This is a genomic window from Paenibacillus sp. XP01 (assembly GCF_057364885.1).
On the sequence record NZ_CP139481.1, the window covers coordinates 4,664,045 to 4,683,323 of the forward strand.

At 50.7% G+C, this 19,279-nt stretch carries 18 protein-coding genes and 1 pseudogene; 8 read left to right on the forward strand and 11 right to left on the reverse strand.

Going from position 1 to position 19,279, the window contains the following annotated elements; all coding sequences use genetic code 11:
- Positions 1-4: 4 nt before the first annotated feature.
- On the forward strand, positions 5-964 hold the full coding sequence (gene msrA, locus SNR34_RS21000) for a peptide-methionine (S)-S-oxide reductase MsrA (protein ID WP_236420066.1): 960 nt from the start codon (positions 5-7) through the stop codon (positions 962-964).
- Between the two features lie 196 nt (positions 965-1,160).
- Here msrA and SNR34_RS21005 read toward each other — a convergent pair whose 3' ends face one another.
- On the reverse strand, positions 1,161-1,967 hold the full coding sequence (locus SNR34_RS21005; RefSeq protein ID WP_236420068.1) for a lipid II flippase Amj family protein: 807 nt from the start codon (positions 1,965-1,967) through the stop codon (positions 1,161-1,163).
- Between the two features lie 273 nt (positions 1,968-2,240).
- Between SNR34_RS21005 and SNR34_RS21010 the strand changes: the two genes are divergently transcribed.
- The gene (locus SNR34_RS21010) at positions 2,241-2,711 is read left to right on the forward strand and encodes a DUF2188 domain-containing protein (RefSeq protein ID WP_339273398.1); all 471 of its coding nucleotides are present in this window, start codon (positions 2,241-2,243) and stop codon (positions 2,709-2,711) included.
- Between the two features lie 110 nt (positions 2,712-2,821).
- Here the strand turns inward: SNR34_RS21010 and SNR34_RS21015 are convergent, their stop codons facing one another.
- Positions 2,822-3,541 (reverse strand): YitT family protein, encoded by a 720-nt coding sequence (locus tag SNR34_RS21015; RefSeq protein WP_339273400.1) that lies wholly within the window; start codon positions 3,539-3,541, stop codon positions 2,822-2,824.
- A gap of 690 nt (positions 3,542-4,231) precedes the next feature.
- On the opposite strand from SNR34_RS21015, the gene SNR34_RS21020 reads away from it, so the two are divergent.
- From SNR34_RS21020 to cysK, 4 genes are all read left to right on the forward strand, one after another.
- A complete protein-coding gene (locus SNR34_RS21020; protein ID WP_236420074.1) occupies positions 4,232-5,269 on the forward strand; it encodes a nucleotide-binding protein in 1,038 nt (345 codons plus the stop codon).
- On the forward strand, positions 5,266-5,505 hold the full coding sequence (locus SNR34_RS21025; protein ID WP_236420076.1) for a hypothetical protein: 240 nt from the start codon (positions 5,266-5,268) through the stop codon (positions 5,503-5,505). The genes SNR34_RS21020 and SNR34_RS21025 overlap by 4 nt, the downstream gene beginning before the upstream one ends.
- Positions 5,506-5,866: 361 nt before the next feature.
- Complete coding sequence (locus tag SNR34_RS21030) at positions 5,867-6,253, forward strand: YhjD family protein (RefSeq protein WP_236420078.1); 387 nt, start codon at positions 5,867-5,869, stop codon at positions 6,251-6,253.
- Positions 6,254-6,483: 230 nt separating this feature from the next.
- Positions 6,484-7,419, forward strand: coding sequence for a cysteine synthase A (gene cysK, locus SNR34_RS21035; RefSeq protein WP_339273403.1), 936 nt, complete (start codon positions 6,484-6,486; stop codon positions 7,417-7,419).
- Here the strand turns inward: cysK and SNR34_RS21040 are convergent.
- Entirely contained in the window at positions 7,416-9,383 is a 1,968-nt protein-coding gene (locus SNR34_RS21040) for an ATP-dependent DNA helicase (protein WP_486180107.1), read from the reverse strand. The genes cysK and SNR34_RS21040 overlap by 4 nt on opposite strands.
- A 204-nt stretch (positions 9,384-9,587) precedes the next feature.
- Here SNR34_RS21040 and SNR34_RS21045 point away from each other — a divergent pair, with 204 nt between their 5' ends.
- A complete protein-coding gene (locus SNR34_RS21045; protein WP_486180108.1) occupies positions 9,588-11,186 on the forward strand; it encodes a catalase in 1,599 nt (532 codons plus the stop codon).
- 212 nt (positions 11,187-11,398) lie between these two features.
- On the opposite strand, the gene SNR34_RS21050 is transcribed toward SNR34_RS21045, so the two are convergent.
- The 4 genes and pseudogenes from SNR34_RS21050 to SNR34_RS21065 form a co-directional block, all read right to left on the reverse strand.
- Entirely contained in the window at positions 11,399-11,980 is a 582-nt protein-coding gene (locus SNR34_RS21050; RefSeq protein ID WP_486180109.1) for an ATPase, read from the reverse strand.
- Entirely contained in the window at positions 11,973-12,152 is a 180-nt protein-coding gene (locus tag SNR34_RS21055; protein WP_486182496.1) for a hypothetical protein, read from the reverse strand. Before SNR34_RS21055 ends, SNR34_RS21050 begins: the two co-directional genes overlap by 8 nt.
- Positions 12,153-12,248: 96 nt before the next feature.
- Positions 12,249-12,598 (reverse strand): annotated as a pseudogene (locus tag SNR34_RS21060) (sigma factor); the annotation flags it as partial.
- Positions 12,599-13,570 carry a hypothetical protein gene (locus tag SNR34_RS21065; protein ID WP_486180110.1) on the reverse strand — a complete coding sequence of 324 codons (972 nt, stop codon included), beginning with the start codon at positions 13,568-13,570 and terminating at the stop codon, positions 12,599-12,601. It abuts the pseudogene before it with no gap.
- A gap of 24 nt (positions 13,571-13,594) precedes the next feature.
- Here SNR34_RS21065 and SNR34_RS21070 point away from each other — a divergent pair, with 24 nt between their 5' ends.
- Positions 13,595-14,947, forward strand: coding sequence for a right-handed parallel beta-helix repeat-containing protein (locus SNR34_RS21070; protein WP_486180111.1), 1,353 nt, complete (start codon positions 13,595-13,597; stop codon positions 14,945-14,947).
- Between the two features lie 115 nt (positions 14,948-15,062).
- Here the strand turns inward: SNR34_RS21070 and SNR34_RS21075 are convergent, their stop codons facing one another.
- The 4 genes from SNR34_RS21075 to SNR34_RS21090 all read right to left on the reverse strand — a co-directional run bounded on the left by SNR34_RS21075 (position 15,063) and on the right by SNR34_RS21090 (position 19,207).
- Positions 15,063-15,353 (reverse strand): DUF6809 family protein, encoded by a 291-nt coding sequence (locus SNR34_RS21075; protein WP_486180112.1) that lies wholly within the window; start codon positions 15,351-15,353, stop codon positions 15,063-15,065.
- Between the two features lie 802 nt (positions 15,354-16,155).
- Positions 16,156-17,415 (reverse strand): hypothetical protein, encoded by a 1,260-nt coding sequence (locus tag SNR34_RS21080; protein ID WP_486180113.1) that lies wholly within the window; start codon positions 17,413-17,415, stop codon positions 16,156-16,158.
- A gap of 106 nt (positions 17,416-17,521) precedes the next feature.
- A complete protein-coding gene (gene yaaA / locus SNR34_RS21085) occupies positions 17,522-18,277 on the reverse strand; it encodes a peroxide stress protein YaaA (RefSeq protein WP_486180114.1) in 756 nt (251 codons plus the stop codon).
- 246 nt (positions 18,278-18,523) lie between these two features.
- Positions 18,524-19,207 (reverse strand): cell wall hydrolase, encoded by a 684-nt coding sequence (locus SNR34_RS21090; RefSeq protein WP_486182497.1) that lies wholly within the window; start codon positions 19,205-19,207, stop codon positions 18,524-18,526.
- Positions 19,208-19,279 lie beyond the last annotated feature (72 nt).

Below are 19,279 nucleotides of genomic sequence, written 5' to 3' on the forward strand. Positions count from 1 at the left end.
ATACATGGAACAACATACAAGCGAAAAAGCAACGTTTGCAGGCGGGTGCTTCTGGTGCATGGTATCCCCGTTCGAGGAGCTGCCAGGTATCCAGGGAGTTGTATCCGGTTATACCGGGGGGCACACCGAGAATCCGACGTATGAAGAGGTCTGCTCCGAGACGACAGGACATGTGGAGGCCGTTCAAATTACGTTTGACCCGGCCATCTTCCCATATAGCAAGCTGGTCGAGCTGTTCTGGCAGCAGATTGATCCTACCGATGCGGGCGGACAGTTCCATGATCGCGGTTCTTCGTATCAAACGGCCATTTTTTACCACACCGAGGAGCAGCGCGAGATCGCGGAAGCCTCCAAGGCCGCGCTAGAGCAGAGCGGACGCTTCGACAAACCGATTTTCACGCCGATTCTGCCTGCCCAAACGTTCTATCCTGCAGAGGAGTACCATCAAGGGTACCACCGCAAAAACCCGGGCCACTACAAACGGTACAGCAAGGGTTCCGGACGTGAGGACTTCATCGAACGCAACTGGTCGGGCAAACTCGACAAAAGCGACCTGAAGGAACGGCTCACGCCGCTGCAATACGAGGTCACCCAAAACAACGCCACCGAGCGCCCGTTCGAAAACGAATTTTGGGACCATCACGGCGAGGGCATTTATGTGGATATCGTCTCCGGGGAACCGCTGTTCAGCTCGAAAGACAAGTACGATGCCGGTTGCGGCTGGCCTAGCTTCACGCGTCCTCTCCGCGAATACAGCATCAAGGAAAAAACGGATCTCAGCCATTTCATGATTCGTACCGAAGTGCGAAGCCGCGAGGGAGATTCCCATTTGGGTCACGTATTTAATGACGGTCCTGGCGAAAACGGACTGCGTTACTGCATTAATTCCGCTGCGCTGCGTTTCGTGCCGAAAGAAGACCTGGTCAAGGAAGGATACGGCGAGTACGCCATCCTGTTCAAATAAGAGCCGTATGGGACGGTTCGGATTGGTTTCCGCATCACCGTCCATAGATCAAGAGCATGGGCCCCAAGGGTCCATGCTCTTTTTATCGGGAATCGACACGCCCCGGCTCCAGCCGGTGCCATATTTATTGCGGCTCGTCGTGTATGCGGCCGGAACGAAAGGATTCACTCCAATCCATACTTTCCGCCCCTTTGCCTTACCCCATCAGGCTGACAACCCATCCGATCCAGTAAGCAAAGGGAATCAGCAGCAGCTGCGCCAACAGGGTTCCGAACAATCTCGATACGAGCATGCAGCCGTAAATTTGATTCATGCGGTCCAGACGGATCTCCCCGCGCAGCGATTTGTCGCTGAGCAATGAAATGCGCGGATCGATCAGAATCGTCAGCAATATGGTGGCCATGCCGTTGATCAGCCCCGTGGACTGCGATGCCGCAACAGCCCGGTCGGGATACAAATAGGCCGCATACAGGCTCGAAAGCACCCCGGTCGTATAAATGGCGGTTACGGCTGCATTCAACGCCATCAGCCTTCTCGGCATGCCGTGCTGCACCAGCCGCTTGGCCATCGTCCAAGAGGGGGGAGTAACGTAATGCATGGCGTTTCTGATCTTATCCCGACTGAGCAAGCGACGCCCCATCGCCGGAATGGAGCCGGCCGCTTCGAAATGCACGACCAAGCGGGACGCCAGCTTCACCATCGTCGGAAAACAGAGGATCGCGATGAGCGTGCCGACGCTGGCCGCTGCCATCAGCCAGTGCAATTGGCTCGAAAAGGGGAGATGGCCCCCGCTGGTCGCATTGTCGACCAACCTGCCGACCATAGGGCCTTGCGCCATATTGGACGTGCGGGAGACGAGCAGCAATATGCCTGACAACGACAGCGCGAGCGCAATGCGCCGCGTTCTCAGCCCTCCGAGACGCAAAGCATAAGACAGGCTGTCAGCTGCATGAATGACCATCGTAAACATCATTGGAATCAAAAGACTCATCGTTATTATCAATGCTGTCCTTCTCCTTTGTCTTGCTTTTTATGTACATAAACTCATCTCTGCATTATACGCCTCATGACTCCCATTGTATATCATCCCCAATTTACCCATTATCGACATATCCCTTGAAGTTGGACCACCTGATTGAAGCCCCGGGCTGCAGCTTTCTCGAAACCTCGGGCTCCCCAACGTCATGCTCCCCGGCGTAGTGGCAGGAAGTCATCGTTTATCGCTCCCCATGCAGGGTAATATATCACTAACCGCTATTGCAGAGGAGGAAACGATATGCCTTGGAACAAACGGGATTACCCTGTATCGATGAAAAATTTGAAACCGCGCGTGAGGCATAAAGCCATCGAGATTGCCAACGCCCTGCTGGATGAAGGATATGACGAAGGCCGCTCCATCGCCATCGCTACGGCAAAAGCGGAGGAATGGGACGCGAATCATCCAGCGGATGAACATTCTGCCTCCGATTCGGACAGGCACGGCCATCCTTCAGGAAACTCCCGTGCCTCTTCCGGACAAGGCCATTCCGAGCCCGTCTCTTCTTCCAAGAACCATGCCAACATTCATGTCGTTCCGAACGACGATGACGGCTGGTCCATCAAAAAGGAAGGAAAGGCGCAGCCCCTTTCCACGTACCGCACCAAAAACGAAGCGCTGAAGGCCGCACGCGAAATGAGCGGCAAACAAAACATTCGGGCGATTATCCATAACCGGGACGGCCAGATTGCTGCATCCTTCCGTGCATGACCGATGGTTCGGTTCGCTCGTCTTTGAACCAAAAAAGTCCTTTCGCTGCCAGACCGGCGAGCAAAAGGACTTTGTGATTTTCGCATGGTTTGCGAATCATCCAATATAAATTAATGCGTGACACCTCTTGCTATCGTAGGACGCGGGGCCGACGCGCCGGCAACCGCTTTGGGTGCGGATGGCACAGGTCGTTTGACCGCCGAAGTCGTGACCGTTTGAGGCGTACGAACAGTAACTACGAAAGTGATGACTTTGCTGGCAATCCATACGGCCAGAATCGTGAAAAGCGTTTCTTTGACCGGCAGGAAGAAAAGCGAGAGCAACAGCACGACGGCGTCGCTGACAAAAAATACCGTACCGAGCTTCCAGCCTTTCCAGCGGCTGACCAGCACGGCCAGAATGTCGTCTCCACCCGTGGCTCCGCCAAAGCGAAGCACGATTCCTGCACCGATTCCCGTCAGCAATCCGGATAGAATTGCGGGAATCCACAGATTGCCGTTAAATGAAATAACCAATGTGGAATAACGTTCGAATCCGTCGTAGAACAGGGAAAACGCAGCCGCGCCTATCAGCGCTTGAATCATGAATTTCCAGCCTTTGATGAACCAGGCCAGAATCATGACGGGTATATCGAGCAGCAGTATGCCCACCGCAGGCGATAATCCGGTTGCGTATTTAGCAAGCAATGCCAGACCGACAAAGCCGCCTTCCGATAATTCGTTTTGAAAATTAATGTGATAATAAGCAAACGCCAAAATAAAGGTTCCGAGCAGCATGAGGAGCAATTTCCCCGCTTCTGCCCTGATGTGTTGCAACGATGTTCTCTTCATTCAGAATCCCTCGCAGTTGGTATAGGTTGGTGTAAACCGACCGTACCCTGCAAAAGGCAAGTCTGGAAGGAAACATCGTGTTCATCCTTCGACTATTCATTCCAATCCCCTCTTTCGCAGAGTCAGCCGTTTGACGACGGTGATTTACCCTGCAGAGGAGCTAAGTGTAAGATAGATCGTAACGTTTCCAGATCATCCTTGGGGAGCTTATCCTTCGGGAGCTCATGGTATCCTGATCCTTTCTGCCAGTTTGTTGTTAACGGGCTGAGTTCGTGAAGTGAACCGTCTAGACGTTCTGTTCATTTTCCCACCGCTAACTAGCTTGTTATTTAATTATATAACACCAGCGAAGCTTGGTCTAAACAGACTTCCTCGCAAAAAACAGCCTTATTCCACTCTGTTCTGCCTAAGAAGCCGAATCCTTGAGCCAATGCAAGACAATCTTGCTAATGGTTCATCTTGCTCCTTCATTCTATGACATGAACCGGCTTCTAGAACTGTCCAGTCACCTAACCGCTGCAAATTGGGGCATTTTTTTATTTTAGGCAAAATTCACTGGAATCCTTTCGCGTCTCCACATACACTGTAACAAACGAAAACCGGCGCCTCGCCAAATATTACCAGCCTTTCCTAACTATTTATGGTATAATGTAACAATTCACTCCAATACCGTTTAAGCGAGGCGTATCCATGAAAACGTTCAAGCCAAGAGTATTTATTGGCTGCTCGCTGGAAGCGAAGCCGGTTGCAGCCGCCGTGCACGAAAATTTGCGTTTCTCTGCCGAAGTCACTCCCTGGTTTTCCGGGGTATTCCAGCCCAGCAGCTATACCATGGACGATTTGGAAGCCGAGGTCCGCACAACGGATTTTGCCATTTTTATTTTTCATCCGGATGACATATCCAAAATACGCGGCAAATATTATGCTTCCGTCCGTGACAATACGATGCTGGAAATGGGCTTGTTCATGGGCCGGTTAGGCCGCAAACGTATTTTTTTCATTCTTCCCGAACATATTACGGACAGCAAGGACGATACGAAGGTCGAGGGTCTGCGGATGCCTACCGACCTTCTGGGATTGAACCCGTTAACGTACGAAATCCGCTCCGACGGCAAGTGGGCTCCGGCCGTGTCCGTCGCCTGCTCGAAAATCGCCGACAGCATCGAGGAGCAAGGACGCTGGAGCGATCCCGAACTGGAGAAGCGTTTGGCCGAATTGAAACAAACCGAGAGCGAAGCCCGGATCCAGCTGCTTAAGCTGCTGCGCTTCTTCAGGGAATTGCTGCGTTCCCGCAGGCCCGATCCGGCCATGCTGGAACGCATGAGCGATGCACTCCGCACCGCTTTTGTCTCCCATCCCCCTTTTGCCGTACGCGGCACGGCGATCTACCGCAAGGACGATCAGGGGTATATCGAACAATTGTGCGGAAATGTTGGAGAACCGGGCAGAAGATACGATTTGACGGCCAACGACGACAAACCGCCTGATGATCCGAAGCGAATTTTGGTTATTGATTGTTATAAAGAAAATAAAATCAAGATCAATCTGTTTGACGATTACCTTGAGAAAGAATATTTGCTATGCTATCCTGTAGCCAAGAGGTATGTAATTACGGTGCATATCATTGGGCATACGGAAGCAGACGAGGCCGTTTTTCAGCAAATGGACATACAGAACCGTCAGCTGTTCAACGCCATCAACGATTTATTAGGAGGCGAACCGGAATGAAACCGGAAATGAAAAAAATAAGCAAACGCTGGGGCAGCGAAAAAAAAGTACGCCTCAGTTCTGCGCACGATTCATCACGGCCGGTTCCGGAACCCAAGGAAAAGGATAAGGATCGCTTCCACAAGCCAGCCGTACCGCTTACGACCATAGGCCCTTCCCTCAAGGGCAAAGAACGGCCTTACAAGGTCATTCTGGAAAAAGAAGCTTTATACGAAAAGCCGCAATATTTGGCTTAACGCTGCTAGAGCAACGCTGCCGTCTGTTCGGCAGCTTGGACCCGCCCCGTCTCCGGACAGGGCTTTTTTGTTTTTACCTTCGCGGTCGAAATCATGCCTTTGCATCTGCGCGATGTGGTCCGCACTTTTCGTTCGTTCCAGGTCTTCTATGCTTAGATTGCCTGCAACCCCCGCAAATTATACCCACATTTTGGAGAGGCTCGTCCCTTTTTCGCAGGCCCCTTTTGGGCTCCCGCCAATTCGGCGCCATATTTTTCCGCTTGTTTTTGGGTATGCCCCCTGCATATATTGAATATAATATAAGAACGTACGTTCCGAATATAATATTAATTCCGATTTCAGGTTAAGGAAGTGAAGGCGCATGCCCCTCCCCTCCTCCGTTCCCTCCCCTGCGGACGAAGACCACCATCTGGTCAAAAGCATCGTCGTGCGCACGCTGCTGCTGGATGTGCTCGAGCGCGATATGCGCACGCTGGGCACGCTGCCGCTGAAAATGCCCGAGGTCTACGTCCTGTCCCTGAAGAAGGTGCAAAATGACGTGCTGCGAGAAATGCAAGCCTTGCGCAAGCGGATGCGGAAGCGCGGCGTCAAAATTTTCGCGGAAAACCGTCAGGTCCAAGGCATTGAAGCATTATATTTATGCCGGGGATACCAACAGAGATTCTATATGTTATGGTCTTTTGCGCGCAGCGAGGTCAAAAAAGAGTTAAGCCTGCATCTTAACGTCGATTTGACGCAGACAGAATAGTTCATTCTCTCTCTTGATCACGATGATTGAAGTGGACTTCGGTGCAAAACAGGTTGACCTTGTCAGGAAGGGTTCATTAAGATGATAGATGTAAACGAAACCTTCCATCCATTCATCTGATTTCGACCCCGAATGCAGCTAAAGCACAAACAGGCCCGTCCGCCATTGGCGAACAGACCTGTTTGCAAGAAACGATGTTTGGGCGTGAACCTTCAAGGAGCTGGACCAACGTGAACTTACCTGTCAACCCTAAAGGCGTGGCTGCCAATGTCACCGAATTGATCGGCAACACCCCGGCCGTGAAATTGAATCGGCTTGCCGGGCCGGAATCGGCCGACGTATACGTCAAGCTGGAATATTTCAATCCGAGCGGCAGCGTCAAGGACCGTGCCGCCTATAACCTGATCGCCCAGGCCGAGAAAGCCGGGCTGCTGCGTCCCGGCGCAACCATCATCGAGCCGACCAGCGGCAATACGGGCATCGGCCTCGCCATGAACGCGGCGGCGAAAGGCTACAAAGCCATTCTGGTCATGCCGGACAACATGTCCATGGAGCGCATCAACATTTTGAAAGCCTACGGCGCACAGGTCGTGCTGACGCCTGCGGCCGAGCGCATGCCCGGCGCCATTCGCAAAGCGAAAGAGCTGCACGCGGACATTCCGGGCAGCTTCATTCCGCAGCAGTTCGAGAATCCGGCCAACCCGGACATTCACCGGGTTACGACCGCGCCGGAGATCATGGCGCAGATGGAAGGCCGGCTGGACGCGTTCGTTGCGACCGCAGGCACGGGCGGCACGATTACCGGCACCGGCGAGGAGCTGCGAAAGCAGCTGCCCGCCATCCGCATCTACGCGGTCGAGCCGATGGGCTCACCGGTGTTGTCCGGCGGCGAGCCGGGGCCGCACAAGCTCGTCGGTACCAGTCCGGGCTTCGTGCCGGACATCCTGAATACCGACGTCTGGGATGCCATCATCCAGGTGTCCGACGAGGACGCACTGGAGACGATGCGGCAGCTTGCCGCCCGCGAAGGGCTGCTGCTCGGCCCTTCATCGGGCGCCTCGGTGTGGGCATCCTTGCGCATCGCGCAGGAGCTTGGCCCGGGCCGCCGCGTGCTCTGCATTGCGCCCGATACCGGGGAACGGTATTTGAGCACAGGTTTCTTTTAAACGGAACGGGGCAGTACTGTCCATTCCACCCCTTCGGGAAGCAGGGCCGCGATGCGGTCCTTGGCTTCCTTTTTGCTGTGCAGCGTTTCGTCGAGAATGGCCGCCATGCCGGAGTCGGAGCTCGTCCGGATCAAACGTCCCAATCCCTGCTTCACCCGCAGCAGCATATACGGCAGATCGATCTCTTCGTACGGTGCGGCCGACGCTGTGCGTTTGGCGTTAAACACAGGATCCTGCGGCGGATAAGGGAGAGACCAGATGATGACGTTCGACAGGGACGGTCCCGGAACATCCAGCCCTTCCCACAGGTTTACCGAACACAGCACGCTCTCTTCGTCTTCCTGGAAAGCGGCGATGAGATCACTTATTTCGCGATCCCCTTCAAACATGAATCGCAGCCCGGAAACTTCCGGCATGCCCGCGATGTCCTGCTTGAACGTCCGCAATTCCTCCATCGTCCGGAACAGAATCAGCGCGCGACCTCCGCTTTGCTGCAATAACGAAACGGCATCTTGCATGCGGCGCGCATTTTCAGGTTGTCCCGTGGCAGTCTCAGCGGCAATGCGCATTTGCATTTTGTCCGCATATGCATACGGCGAAGCGACCGAGAAAGACACGAAATCGGAGATGCCAAGGCTATCCGCAACGTACCGGAACGATCCGTCCACGGACAGCGTTGCGGAGGAGAACACGATCGGCATGTTTTTGTTGAACACGCGTTCGTTCAAAATCTCCTTCACCGTGCGCGGCATGATCGACAGCGTCGTTTCCTCGTCGTTTTCCTCCGCCCAGCAAATGTAGCCGTCCTGCTTGCGGAACAGCGACAGCGCCGTTTGGATCATATCCAGATGCTCCTCGACGACGCGCATTTGATAACCGTCCAGCGAGAAGAGGCCGCTCTCGAACACGAGCTCTTCCCCGATGGCATCCAGCACGCTCGTCAGGCGTTCAATGGCTGCCAGCAAAGGCGCGTCCACGCGCACTTCTTTACGGTCCGACCCCGGAATGGCTACCGTGCTGCGATCCAGCAAAGCAAACAGCTGCTCGCTGCTCTCGATCGCTTCGTCGATGCGCTCCGCGAGCGATTCGCGGATTTCGCCTTCCAGCAGGCGGGTCACCAGTTCCTCGAAGATGCGATGTTTCAATTTATAGCTCAGCGCGTTCAGCGCAGCTTCCTCCAGCAAATGCCCTTCATCGAACACCACCGAACTATGATCCGGAAGCAGCGGCAGTTGACCCTCGCGTTTGCGCGCTTCATATGTCCACACATGCTCCATGTAATAATCATGGGAACAGATAATGATATCGCGCGATCGGCGGTAATGGTCACGAGATAACGTCAAGCCGCAGCGCTGCCGTTTGGGACAGACAAAACAGTCCTGGAACGGGTCCCAGTTGATTTTGCTCCACTGGCGGTCATTCAGGTGCGGATATTGCTTGCGATCCCCGTAAGGATGAAACGCCTGCAGCGTGCCCGGCGAGTTGACGAAATCCGGCAAGCTGTCGTGCACGTCTTCAATCACCGGCGCGTCCTCATCCGCGAACCGCACTGCGCTCAGTTTGTTCAAACAGATATATTGGTCGGGCGATTTGCCCAGCCTTGCATCCACCTGCAAATCCAGATGGCGCGCCAGCTTTTCGATATCGCCACCCGGTTTGACGAGCTGTTCGATCAGCGATTCGTCCGCGCAGGCGATGACCGCAGGTTTGCCCGTATACCGTGCATAACATACGGCGTAGAGCAGGTACACGAGCGTTTTGCCCGTACCCACGCCGGCTTCGGCCATAATCGTTTTTTTGTCTCCGTAAGCCCGCTCCAGCTGGTATGCCATAAAAATCTGCTCATCCCGAACCTCGAAGCCGGCCTCCGGCAAAATATCGTAAAACACATCGGCAACCCATTCCCCGAGCCGGGGAACGAACGATTCTGCCGGATCATATGCAAAAGGATAACGTTGTTCCATAGCCAATCCCGTGTCAGCCTCCATTCTTATACAAGCGGTCTGGCGGAACGGATTCCGTTTCGAAAAAAGACCGCTAGGCAAAAGTTAATTATCTCATGTCAGGCGCAGGCTGACAAGGTGTTTTTGTCTCCATTATGCATAGAACCACCGATCAGGGAAAATCTATACGGGAATCCAATGTCAGGAAAGGTGGGTTTTTCCATCATGAAAGAACATCATCCCCCTTCAGTTCAGTTTACCCCATCCGCAAACGACAGCGACATCTTAACGAACCGGCAGGGCCATCCCGTCACGGACAATCAAAACGTGCGCACCGTGGGCCGCCGCGGACCGACAACGCTGGAAAATTACGATTTTCTGGAGAAAATCACCCATTTCGACCGCGAGCGCATTCCGGAACGCGTCGTTCATGCGAGAGGCGCCGGAGCGCACGGCATTTTCGAGGCTTACGGCACCGCCGGGGACGAGCCGATCTCCAAGTACACAAGGGCACGCCTCTTTCAGGAGAAAGGGAAACAAACGCCGGTGTTTGTACGTTTCTCCACCGTCATTCACGGCGGGCATTCGCCCGAAACGCTGCGTGACCCGCGCGGATTCGCGGTCAAGTTCTATACCGAGGACGGCAACTGGGACCTGGTCGGGAACAATTTGAAAATCTTTTTCATCCGCGATCCGCTCAAATTTCCGGACATGGTTCATGCCTTCCGGCCCGATCCGCTGACGAACGCGCAGGATATGGAACGATTCTTCGATTTTATATCCCTTAGTCCCGAAGCTACGCACATGATCACGTTTGTTTTCTCCCCGTGGGGCATTCCGGCAAACTACCGCCAGATGCAGGGCTCCGGCGTGAATACATACAAATGGGTCAACCAGGAGGGCGTCGGCGTGCTCGTCAAATACCATTGGGAGCCCCTGCAGCAGGGGATTCGCAACCTGCTGCAGAAGGAAGCGAGCGAAATTCAGGGCATGGATTTCAACCATGGCACGCTGGATCTCTATCAGGCCATCGAGCGTGGAGATTATCCGGAGTGGGAGTTGTGCGTGCAAATCATGGAGGACGACTATCATCCGGAGCTCGACTTCGATCCGCTTGATCCAACCAAGCTGTGGCCGACCGATCGGTTCCCGTTCCTGCGCGTCGGCAAAATGACGCTGAACCGCAATCCGGAGGATTATTTCACTGAGGTCGAACAGGCAGCGTTCGGCACGGGCGTGCTGGTCGACGGGCTTGATTTCTCGGACGACAAGCTGCTGCAGGGCCGCACCTTCTCCTATTCGGATACCCAGCGGCACCGGGTCGGCACCAATTATTTGCAGCTGCCGATCAATGCGCCGAAGGCACCCGTAGCGACGAATCAAAGCGGCGGACAGATGCAGTACCGCGTCGACCGTGCCCCGGGGCAAAACCCGCACGTGAACTACGAGCCGTCCTCCCTCGGCGGGCTGAAGGAGGCGACCCAGCCCGGCAAGGAGCATGAACCGCTGGTCGAAGGGCGGCTTGTCCGCGAAAAGATCGACCGCACGAACGATTTCGGCCAAGCCGGGGATACGTATCGTGCGTTCGAGGATTGGGAGCGCGATGAGCTCATCGGCAATCTCGTCGGCGCGCTGGCGAAGTGCAAGCCGGACATCCGCGAGCGCATGATCGGCTACTTCACGCAGGCGGACGCGGATTACGGCCGCCGCGTGGCCGAAGGCTTGGCGTCGGTGCCGACCGACGACAGCGCCACCGTTCAGCCGAAGCGCTCCACAGCCGCCGAACAGGCGGAGCAGCGCGGTCGCGAGGCCGACCGGTATTGACCTGAAAGAAGCCAGGCGGGTTCCCGGGCATGCCTGCTTCGGCAGGCACGGGGCGTTGTCGCTGGCTTCTTCTTCCCCCTGGATGCACGCAGCCGCCGGCTGCCCGGCTTTAGGGGGATTTTTTTTGCAAGTACAACGTACGAAGTCAAAAAATAAACCAATGAACATCGAGCCCGATTCGAATTGGTTTATTTTTGTGCTGTATATGTAATTTATAATTGTCTATCGATGATTCGGGCCCATTCAGGCAATTCGTTTGTATAATATTTTATCCCACTTTGATCTGACCCTAGAATCATCTCGCCATCGTGTTTACTATTATCAACAACAATTAACCGATCAATAAGATCTAAGTGAGATAACAGATTATTCATACTTGTTACATGGCGTCTAACAATATCCTCGGTTTCAATATGATGACCACCATTCTTCACGCGCAAAGCCACACGTTCAATATTAAGTCGAACATCCCCTAGTCCCACATAAAACATCATGATTTCAAAGCCTTGTTCCTTTGCGGCTCTCATCTGCCTTATGACGTTGCCACCCGCTAAAGTGGTTTCCACAGTGAAGTCCCACTTATTTCGGATACATTCCCTTGCTATTCGGATGGCTTCTTTCCCAGCAGATACTTTACTCTTTTCAGGATGTCCATGATTCATTCTACGAGCGAGTGCATCCGGATCAATGTTTATACTTACCCCAAGCCGGTCAACAATCAAGTTACGAATGGTGCTCTTACCGCTTCCATTATTACCGGCAAACACAAACATCGTTGCAGTTGTCTCATTCATGGGTAAAGTCCTGTTCATTCATTTTCTCAATCTTACCCGTACTATATTCTCTAACAATTTGCCCATCAGTTGTCTTATATACTATATATGTCCCATTTGCTTTAGCATCCAATTTTGCACGGTCACCTGTCAGTCTGATTAATTTGGCAAGATCCTGCGTAAGGTCCGTCATATAGAAACACCTCATTTTCACTTTTATTTGGAGTATACCACAGTACCACATTCTATATCTGCCTAAAGCTTTAAGCATAAATGAGTCGGTGTCCTGGCCGATGCGGCCGGCAACACCCTCTTTGTCAAGCTCATCGAGATATCGAGAATGCGGTAAATGTTACTTGTTTTCTATCCTCAGATCAACTTCCTTCATTGACCGTCCATTTCCGAGCCGAAATATCAATTAGAGTGATCTCATTGCCTTCTTTATCCATCGGGAGGGTCATGAAGCGATACATCTTTACGTTTTTTCAAAGACCGAAGGTGCATCAAAATTTCATTTTCAATGCAACGGTCGGAAAAAAGTGGAAATCTTTCTCCCATTGGCGAGTCAAATCACTCTCAATCGCTTTAATCCAATCTTATCGTGCCGATGGAAATTAGGTCTTCTATTTCTTCGCTGGTTTACCAACATTCTTTGATGATTTCTACAAGATGAGCGAGCGTTGTACCATCCGTTTGATCCGTGAAGACTTTCATTTCATCCGTTTGGCCTTGGAACGCAGCGAGAACATAGTTTTCATCCACGATATAGTAGGTGGCATATCTGGTGAAGGAGTATTTGTCTTGTTGGGCCGGAGCTGTTCCTTTTTTCACCGAAACGACAATGTTCATGCCTGGCTTCAAATCAGGTTCAACGCCCTTGAAGTCCGCATTATAAAATAATTGAACGTGCCCTTCCACCTTCTCTCCCACAATCGTTTCCCGAACGTTTACGTTATAAGACACAAATGTAGGCTGGTATGGTTCGCCCCCTTGCTGCCGCTCCTTTTCTTTCAAGTCAGCTTCGGGAGTTCCGGGTTCTGCCGTTAAATCAACTTTAAAATCCGCGTCCTGCTGCAGAACTTCGGCAATAATGACCGCATCGGAATAATCCAGTATTTCGTCGAAAGGTACATCCCTCATCTGTATATTACTGGGATATCCTGTGGAGAAAGGATACTCCTTGCGCAGTTGTTGCATTCTTTCGTCTGAAAGACGGGGTGGCACATCTGGAACGGTTGAACAACCTGACACAATCAGGAAGGAAATGATCATCCACATGGTCCATCGAATCTTTTTCAATACGCCCACCTCCTTTACTATCATCGATTCGCCGTTTATCAGATCATACCTCCCTATGGGTAGCCGTCGTTTTGTACCTTGACTCACCTCGCCGTGTATCATTCTCAAGTTCAAACCGGAACAGCCAGGGTAATGACAGCACAAATCACATGCAAAACCCGGAAAAAATACGTTCAATCCAGCTGATAAAGCGTTAAAAACAAACGATAACCCGAGTAGGGGGATGGTTTCTGTATACCTAATCAAATGATTATTTATGGTAACGTTTACAACATTTACGATAAATATGTGCCGCAGGTGCTTGCCGCACATATTCCATCCAAGGAGGTTTTTGCCATGAATATCGCTTCCGTTTCGCCCACATCCCGTGACCGCTCATCTGCCCATCGCTCGTTGAAAAAGAAAATGACGCGTTTCTGCCTGGGTGCCGCCCTGCCTCTATTATTAATTAGCGGTGGAACGGCAGGTGCAGCTGACCTGAATCCGCCAACGTTGGCTGAGCCCTCCGCCATCGCTCAGGTGCTGGCCGCCGGGGATTTATATGTCGCGCCGAACGGCCTTGCCAGCAATCCGGGAACGCTGGACAGCCCCACGTCCTTGGCGAATGCCTTAACCCAGATCGCACCTGGCAAAACGATCTATTTGCGCGGCGGCACGTACAGCTTTTCCGAAACGATCACGATTCAGCGCGGCAACAGCGGCACGTCCGGGCAGCGCAAAGGGCTGGTTGCCTACGGCTCCGAGAAGCCTGTCCTCGATTTCTCGGCACAATCGTTCGGCTCCGCGAATCGCGGCTTGCAAATGTTCGGCGATTATTGGTTCGTCAAAGGGCTTGAAGTGAAGGGAGCCGGAGACAACGGCATCTTCATCGGCGGCAGCTACAACCGGTTGGAGCAGATCGAAGCGCATCATAATCGCGACACGGGCATCCAGCTCGGACGTTACGCTTCCACCGCAGCAACGAGCGAGTGGCCAGCATACAACGAAATCATACGTTCTTACTCCCACGACAACTACGATCCGGACGATGGCGAGGATGCCGACGGTTTTGCGGCCAAGCTGACCGTAGGCCCGGGCAACGTGTTCGATGGCTGCATCGCGGCCTACAATGTGGATGACGGTTGGGATCTGTACAGCAAAACAGACACAGGCCCCATTGGCGCTGTGACGATCCGCAACAGCATCGCCTACAGCAACGGCGCAACTTCCGACGGTACATCCACCTCCAACAGCGACGGCAACGGCTTCAAGCTGGGCGGCGAAAAAATCGCTGTAAACCATATTGTCGAGAACAGCATTGCGTTTAACAACAAAAAACACGGCTTCACCTATAACAGCAATCCCGGTTCCATTACGATGAAAAACAATACGTCCTGGAACAATGGGCAGAGCAACTTTGCCTTTGATGTCGGCACCCATATCTTCACCAACAACCTGTCCTTCCAAGGCGGCGCCAGCGACAAAACAAGCGGCACGGATGTGGACAGCACCAACGTTTGGTGGAAAAACAAAAAAAGCGTCAACGCCAAAGGACTGCTCGCAAGCGCGGACGATTTTGTCTCCCTGACACCGTCCGTCACCCGCGGCAGCGATGGCACGCCTGTGCTGGGTAATTTCCTGAAATTAGCCACCGGCAGCGACCTGATCGGTTCGGGTACGCCTTCGGGTACGAATATCGGTGCCAGGTAGGCGTTTCAATAAATCATAAATTAATAGTAAAGTCCCCTTCCCCGTGCAGACCTAAACGATGGTCATGGAGAAGGGGATTTTTGAATTGCCGTATGCCCCCTGCTAATTTATAGGATTATAAATACTCATGCTTGCCTAAAATCTCGATGATGAGTCTGCCGCCTGTGCGAAAACCTTGCTCGAACGCCGCTTCCACGTACATGGATGTGGATTGTCCGATTAAGTCTACCAGTTGCTCCAAGGTATCGTATTCGCTCTCGTTAAGTTGTTTCTTATAATCCTGCATAAGGTCTGATATTCGATGATTAATCTCTTGATACTCGGCATGCTCAGGATGAATCGACTCATCCAACCGCAGGTTCCCATGAAACAAATCTTCGATCAGGGTTGACATGTTATCCATCATGGTAAGGTCACCTCAGGAAGATTGTACATCAGAAGATGAGCTGATATGGGAATTTAGCGGGAAATCCGCTAGTATTGTTTTTTCGCTTTTGGTGAGATTGAGCCAAAGTTAAACGATGCCTCAACACCAAATGTCCGCTTAACTTGGCTGTAGTCAACGTGTATATGGCAAATACGAAAGTGGTGAGTTGGACATTCCTACAGTTATGTTATAAAGCTGGGCTGATTATCATCAGAACAGCAATGTTAATAGATTAACCCTATCTAACGATCTCCCATGTCGATAATCAAGACCAAGTGAAGGAAGTGGCGTGTCTAGCATGTTTTTGATGTTTTCCAGTGCCTTCTGCCCGCCCTTCTCATCACTACCACCTGTTTCTTGGCTAAATGAAAGAGGTGTGTCTCCCATAAGCAAGAAATTGTAGAGCGCATGAGAAATGTCTGGATGAACAGGAAGAACTTCAAGTAACTCTTCCGCTGTGTGATTCTGTAGCTTAGTCAGGTCAATATTGTGTGCGCTCTGATACTTTTTCGGAAGCTAGTTGAAAATATCCCAACTATTAGATGCTTTCAGCGTTGCCCTTCCAGTACCCATCATCTGACGTTTTCCGCAGCCGATAGAACCGCAATAGCAAGTGAATATAAAACTTTATGATACCATTTCAATGTTTCATCTCCAGATACAAAAATAGAAGGCAGGAAAAGTTTCCTTATCCTCTAAGTTCTTCGTATTTCTATGGATTTATAATATCATCGACTTAACGTTTGGCTTCAGCATGGAATCTAACGAATCTCCATTACTCCTACGATAGCAGAGAACTGAGTGGTAATTTCCCTTCTAGTACGAGATCAACTTTTGTGGGATCTATGACTTCATTCATTGTCTTCATCAGTTCATTTATTAAGTGTGTATTTACCTGTTCAATAACATATTCAAATGAGCATAGTTTCTTTGCTGCGTTAAATTTGGAAGGAAAAGTGTGATCTCTACCGTGGAATATTGGATTTCTTTCATTGTAAAGTTCATCACAGAAGTAGAATAGTAGGTCTTGATCCAAAACCTTTCCAAACTCAGATTGTTTGAGAAGATTTCCGACAGTATAATTGTCCATCTCCTTATCATTTGCGGTTAAGAGATAACGTTTATTCCCCTCAATTCTGTATACATTATTAAATTTCCGATTGAAGATTTCCGCATAATCCCAGATAACACCTTCAATTTGAGGTATTATTAGAGAGATGGCAGCACCATAGAAGCCCTGTTTATAACATTCAATCGCCTCTTCTATCAACGAGCAACGATTACTAAATTCCGGGAAATAGTGATCTTTAATTTGATCTATTAATCTTTCAAATCTGCTTTCATCATCATATCGAGAAGTAAAAACAGCTGAGTAATCTTGTCCACTTTTATAGTAGGTAAATAAGAGTCTGACATGAGCAGGAGACATTTGATTTACAAGCCATTTTAAAGGGAAGTCTTTCCACTCATCTTCCAATTCAAAATCGTTCGTAAGCACTTCGGGATGAAGAATGATATATGCATAGTAATTTATAAATTTCTCATCGTACAATATGTCGGGATGAAGCGAAAATGAATTATCTATGAAGGAAGTACTTAAATCAATTAATTCTATCTTTGCAGTGAGTTCAGGATGACTGTTGTAGCAAGATTGAGTTATACTTTCAGCGATTTGTTTTTTATGCTCCTCACCTGATTGCAATAGGTGTTCGATTTGTTGTCTTTTATCTTTAAATATTTCTCTCTCTAAGCTAAGTTTTAAGTCCTTAAATTTCTGGATTATTAATTCTTTTTTCTGAGTAAATATCTGTGATAGTTCATCTGGAATTTCATCTGTTTCCTTAGCAACAAGGAGCAATGAAACTACATATTGAAACTCCAGATCTCCTAGAACTTCTTCTAAGAAAGGCTTTGGTACAACGGAAGTGGCAATAATTGCTGAGTACAATATTCTTCTATCAGCTGTTGATAAGTTTTCAATTTGTTTTTTCTTTGTACTATTTTTAAGAAATTCGCTAATTAACCTTTCAGAAAAATTCATTTTTCTTAGCCCCCGTCTTCTTATTCTATATCGAAAGCAGCAATCTTCAGTTGTAATATAAGGCGCTCCATTCATTCACATGAAATTCATATCGTTTTGCTGCAAGCTATCTCCCCTCTGCTTGCACGAAAACATACGTGTTCTCGTCCGATCGTTCTTCTGAAAAACTAAAGTTCAGCCGATCGAAGCTTTTGACATCCTTTACATCTGTAATTTTATGCTCTGCCATATAACGTACCATCTCGCCTCTGGCCATCTTGGCCCGGGTTGCCTTTTCCACGACCTTCCCCTCTACCAATTGACCGAATACACAGGTGATGAACCGTGCTTCCTCACTCAGAAAAGGAATGATGTTTTTACTATACTCTTTGGAAGCCAGATTCAGGATACAGTTGCTTTCAGATAAAAGTTGATCCGCCAATTTCCTGCCCCAAAATTGATAGAGGGAGCTGAAACCCGGACCTTGCAGCTTTGCCTGCATCTCCAGCCGATAAGGATTTACGCCATCAAAAGGCCGTAACAGGCCATAAAAACCGGATAATATGCGTAAATGCTGCTGAAGATACTCCAGTTCCTCTTTTTGAAAAACACCAGGCGCCATATATTGATACTGAATGCCTTCATAGGCATAAATGGCTGGCGTAAGATTGTCCTTTAAGTTCATATTCCGAATCCGCTCCATATTCAGCTCGGCGATGGCATCGTTACACTTCCACAACGCTTTGAGTTCGTCATAGGTTAACTTTTGAAGCGTGCGAAGCAGCTGTTCTGATTCGGCCATAAAGTGCGGCATCTGTTTGCAAGCCATACTATCATTGTCTATCTTCATCTTTTTTGCAGGTGAAATAATAATTCGTATCATGCTGATCCATCCTTAATCTACCGTTGTTATTATCGTCATTCATTTTACATGACTGGTTAGGTGAATCCAACGTCGAAGTACATTCATTCGCATCGTGAACCCTTTTATTCATTATGAATTAGGCGCTAGTTGCACCTATTATTTTCGTTATTCAAAAAGAATACCCCGGTGCGTGCCTGCATTGAGCAGCACTCGCAACCGGGGTTTATTATTATATTCAAGCACTGCCTACTCTCTCATCCTATCTCACCGCGTAAAATCATGCTGCCCGATCGTCAGCAGCGTTGGCCTGCTCTTGCTCCACACGGACGTTGCAATCTTCGGGTTGTAATAATACAGCGCACCATTCGTCGGGTCCGAACCATTCAGCGCAGCGCGGGCGGCACGATACGATGTCTGGGTCGGCTTCTGGTTGAACTGGCCGTCATCGATCGCGGTAAACTGCCCTTTCTGGAAAATGACCCGCGAAATGGATGACGGGAACTTGCCGGACTGCACACGGTTGAGCACAACCGCACCGACAGCCACTTGTCCTTCAAACGATTCGCCCCGAGCTTCGCCGTGAATCAGCTTGGCGAGCTGGCGTAACGTACGGCCCTCAGCCTTTATTTTGGCATTCAGCTTGGTTAACGTCTTCGGGCCAGCGATGCCATCCGCGCTCAGACCAACATGGCGCTGGAAATTACGTACTGCACTCTTGGTCACCGATCCGTAATATCCCGTCAAACCTGCATTAAAATAGCCCAGGTCGCTAAGTTGTTCCTGCAGCTGCAGCACCTGATCACTCTGCACGCCTTGCGCCAGTTTCTGGGCCCCCGCCGAAGGTGTACCCACCGAGAAGGCCAGGCCTGCTGCCAACAGGCATGTGCCAAGCAGGACAGCTCCCCTCCCCGCACGTTGGTTGCGAGCTTGGCCGCGCTGCGGCCGCATGGGCTCTCCCAAGCTTGCTGTCTGAAGCGTCACCGATGGATGCTGCTCCAGCACATTCGAGGTTAAGTTATG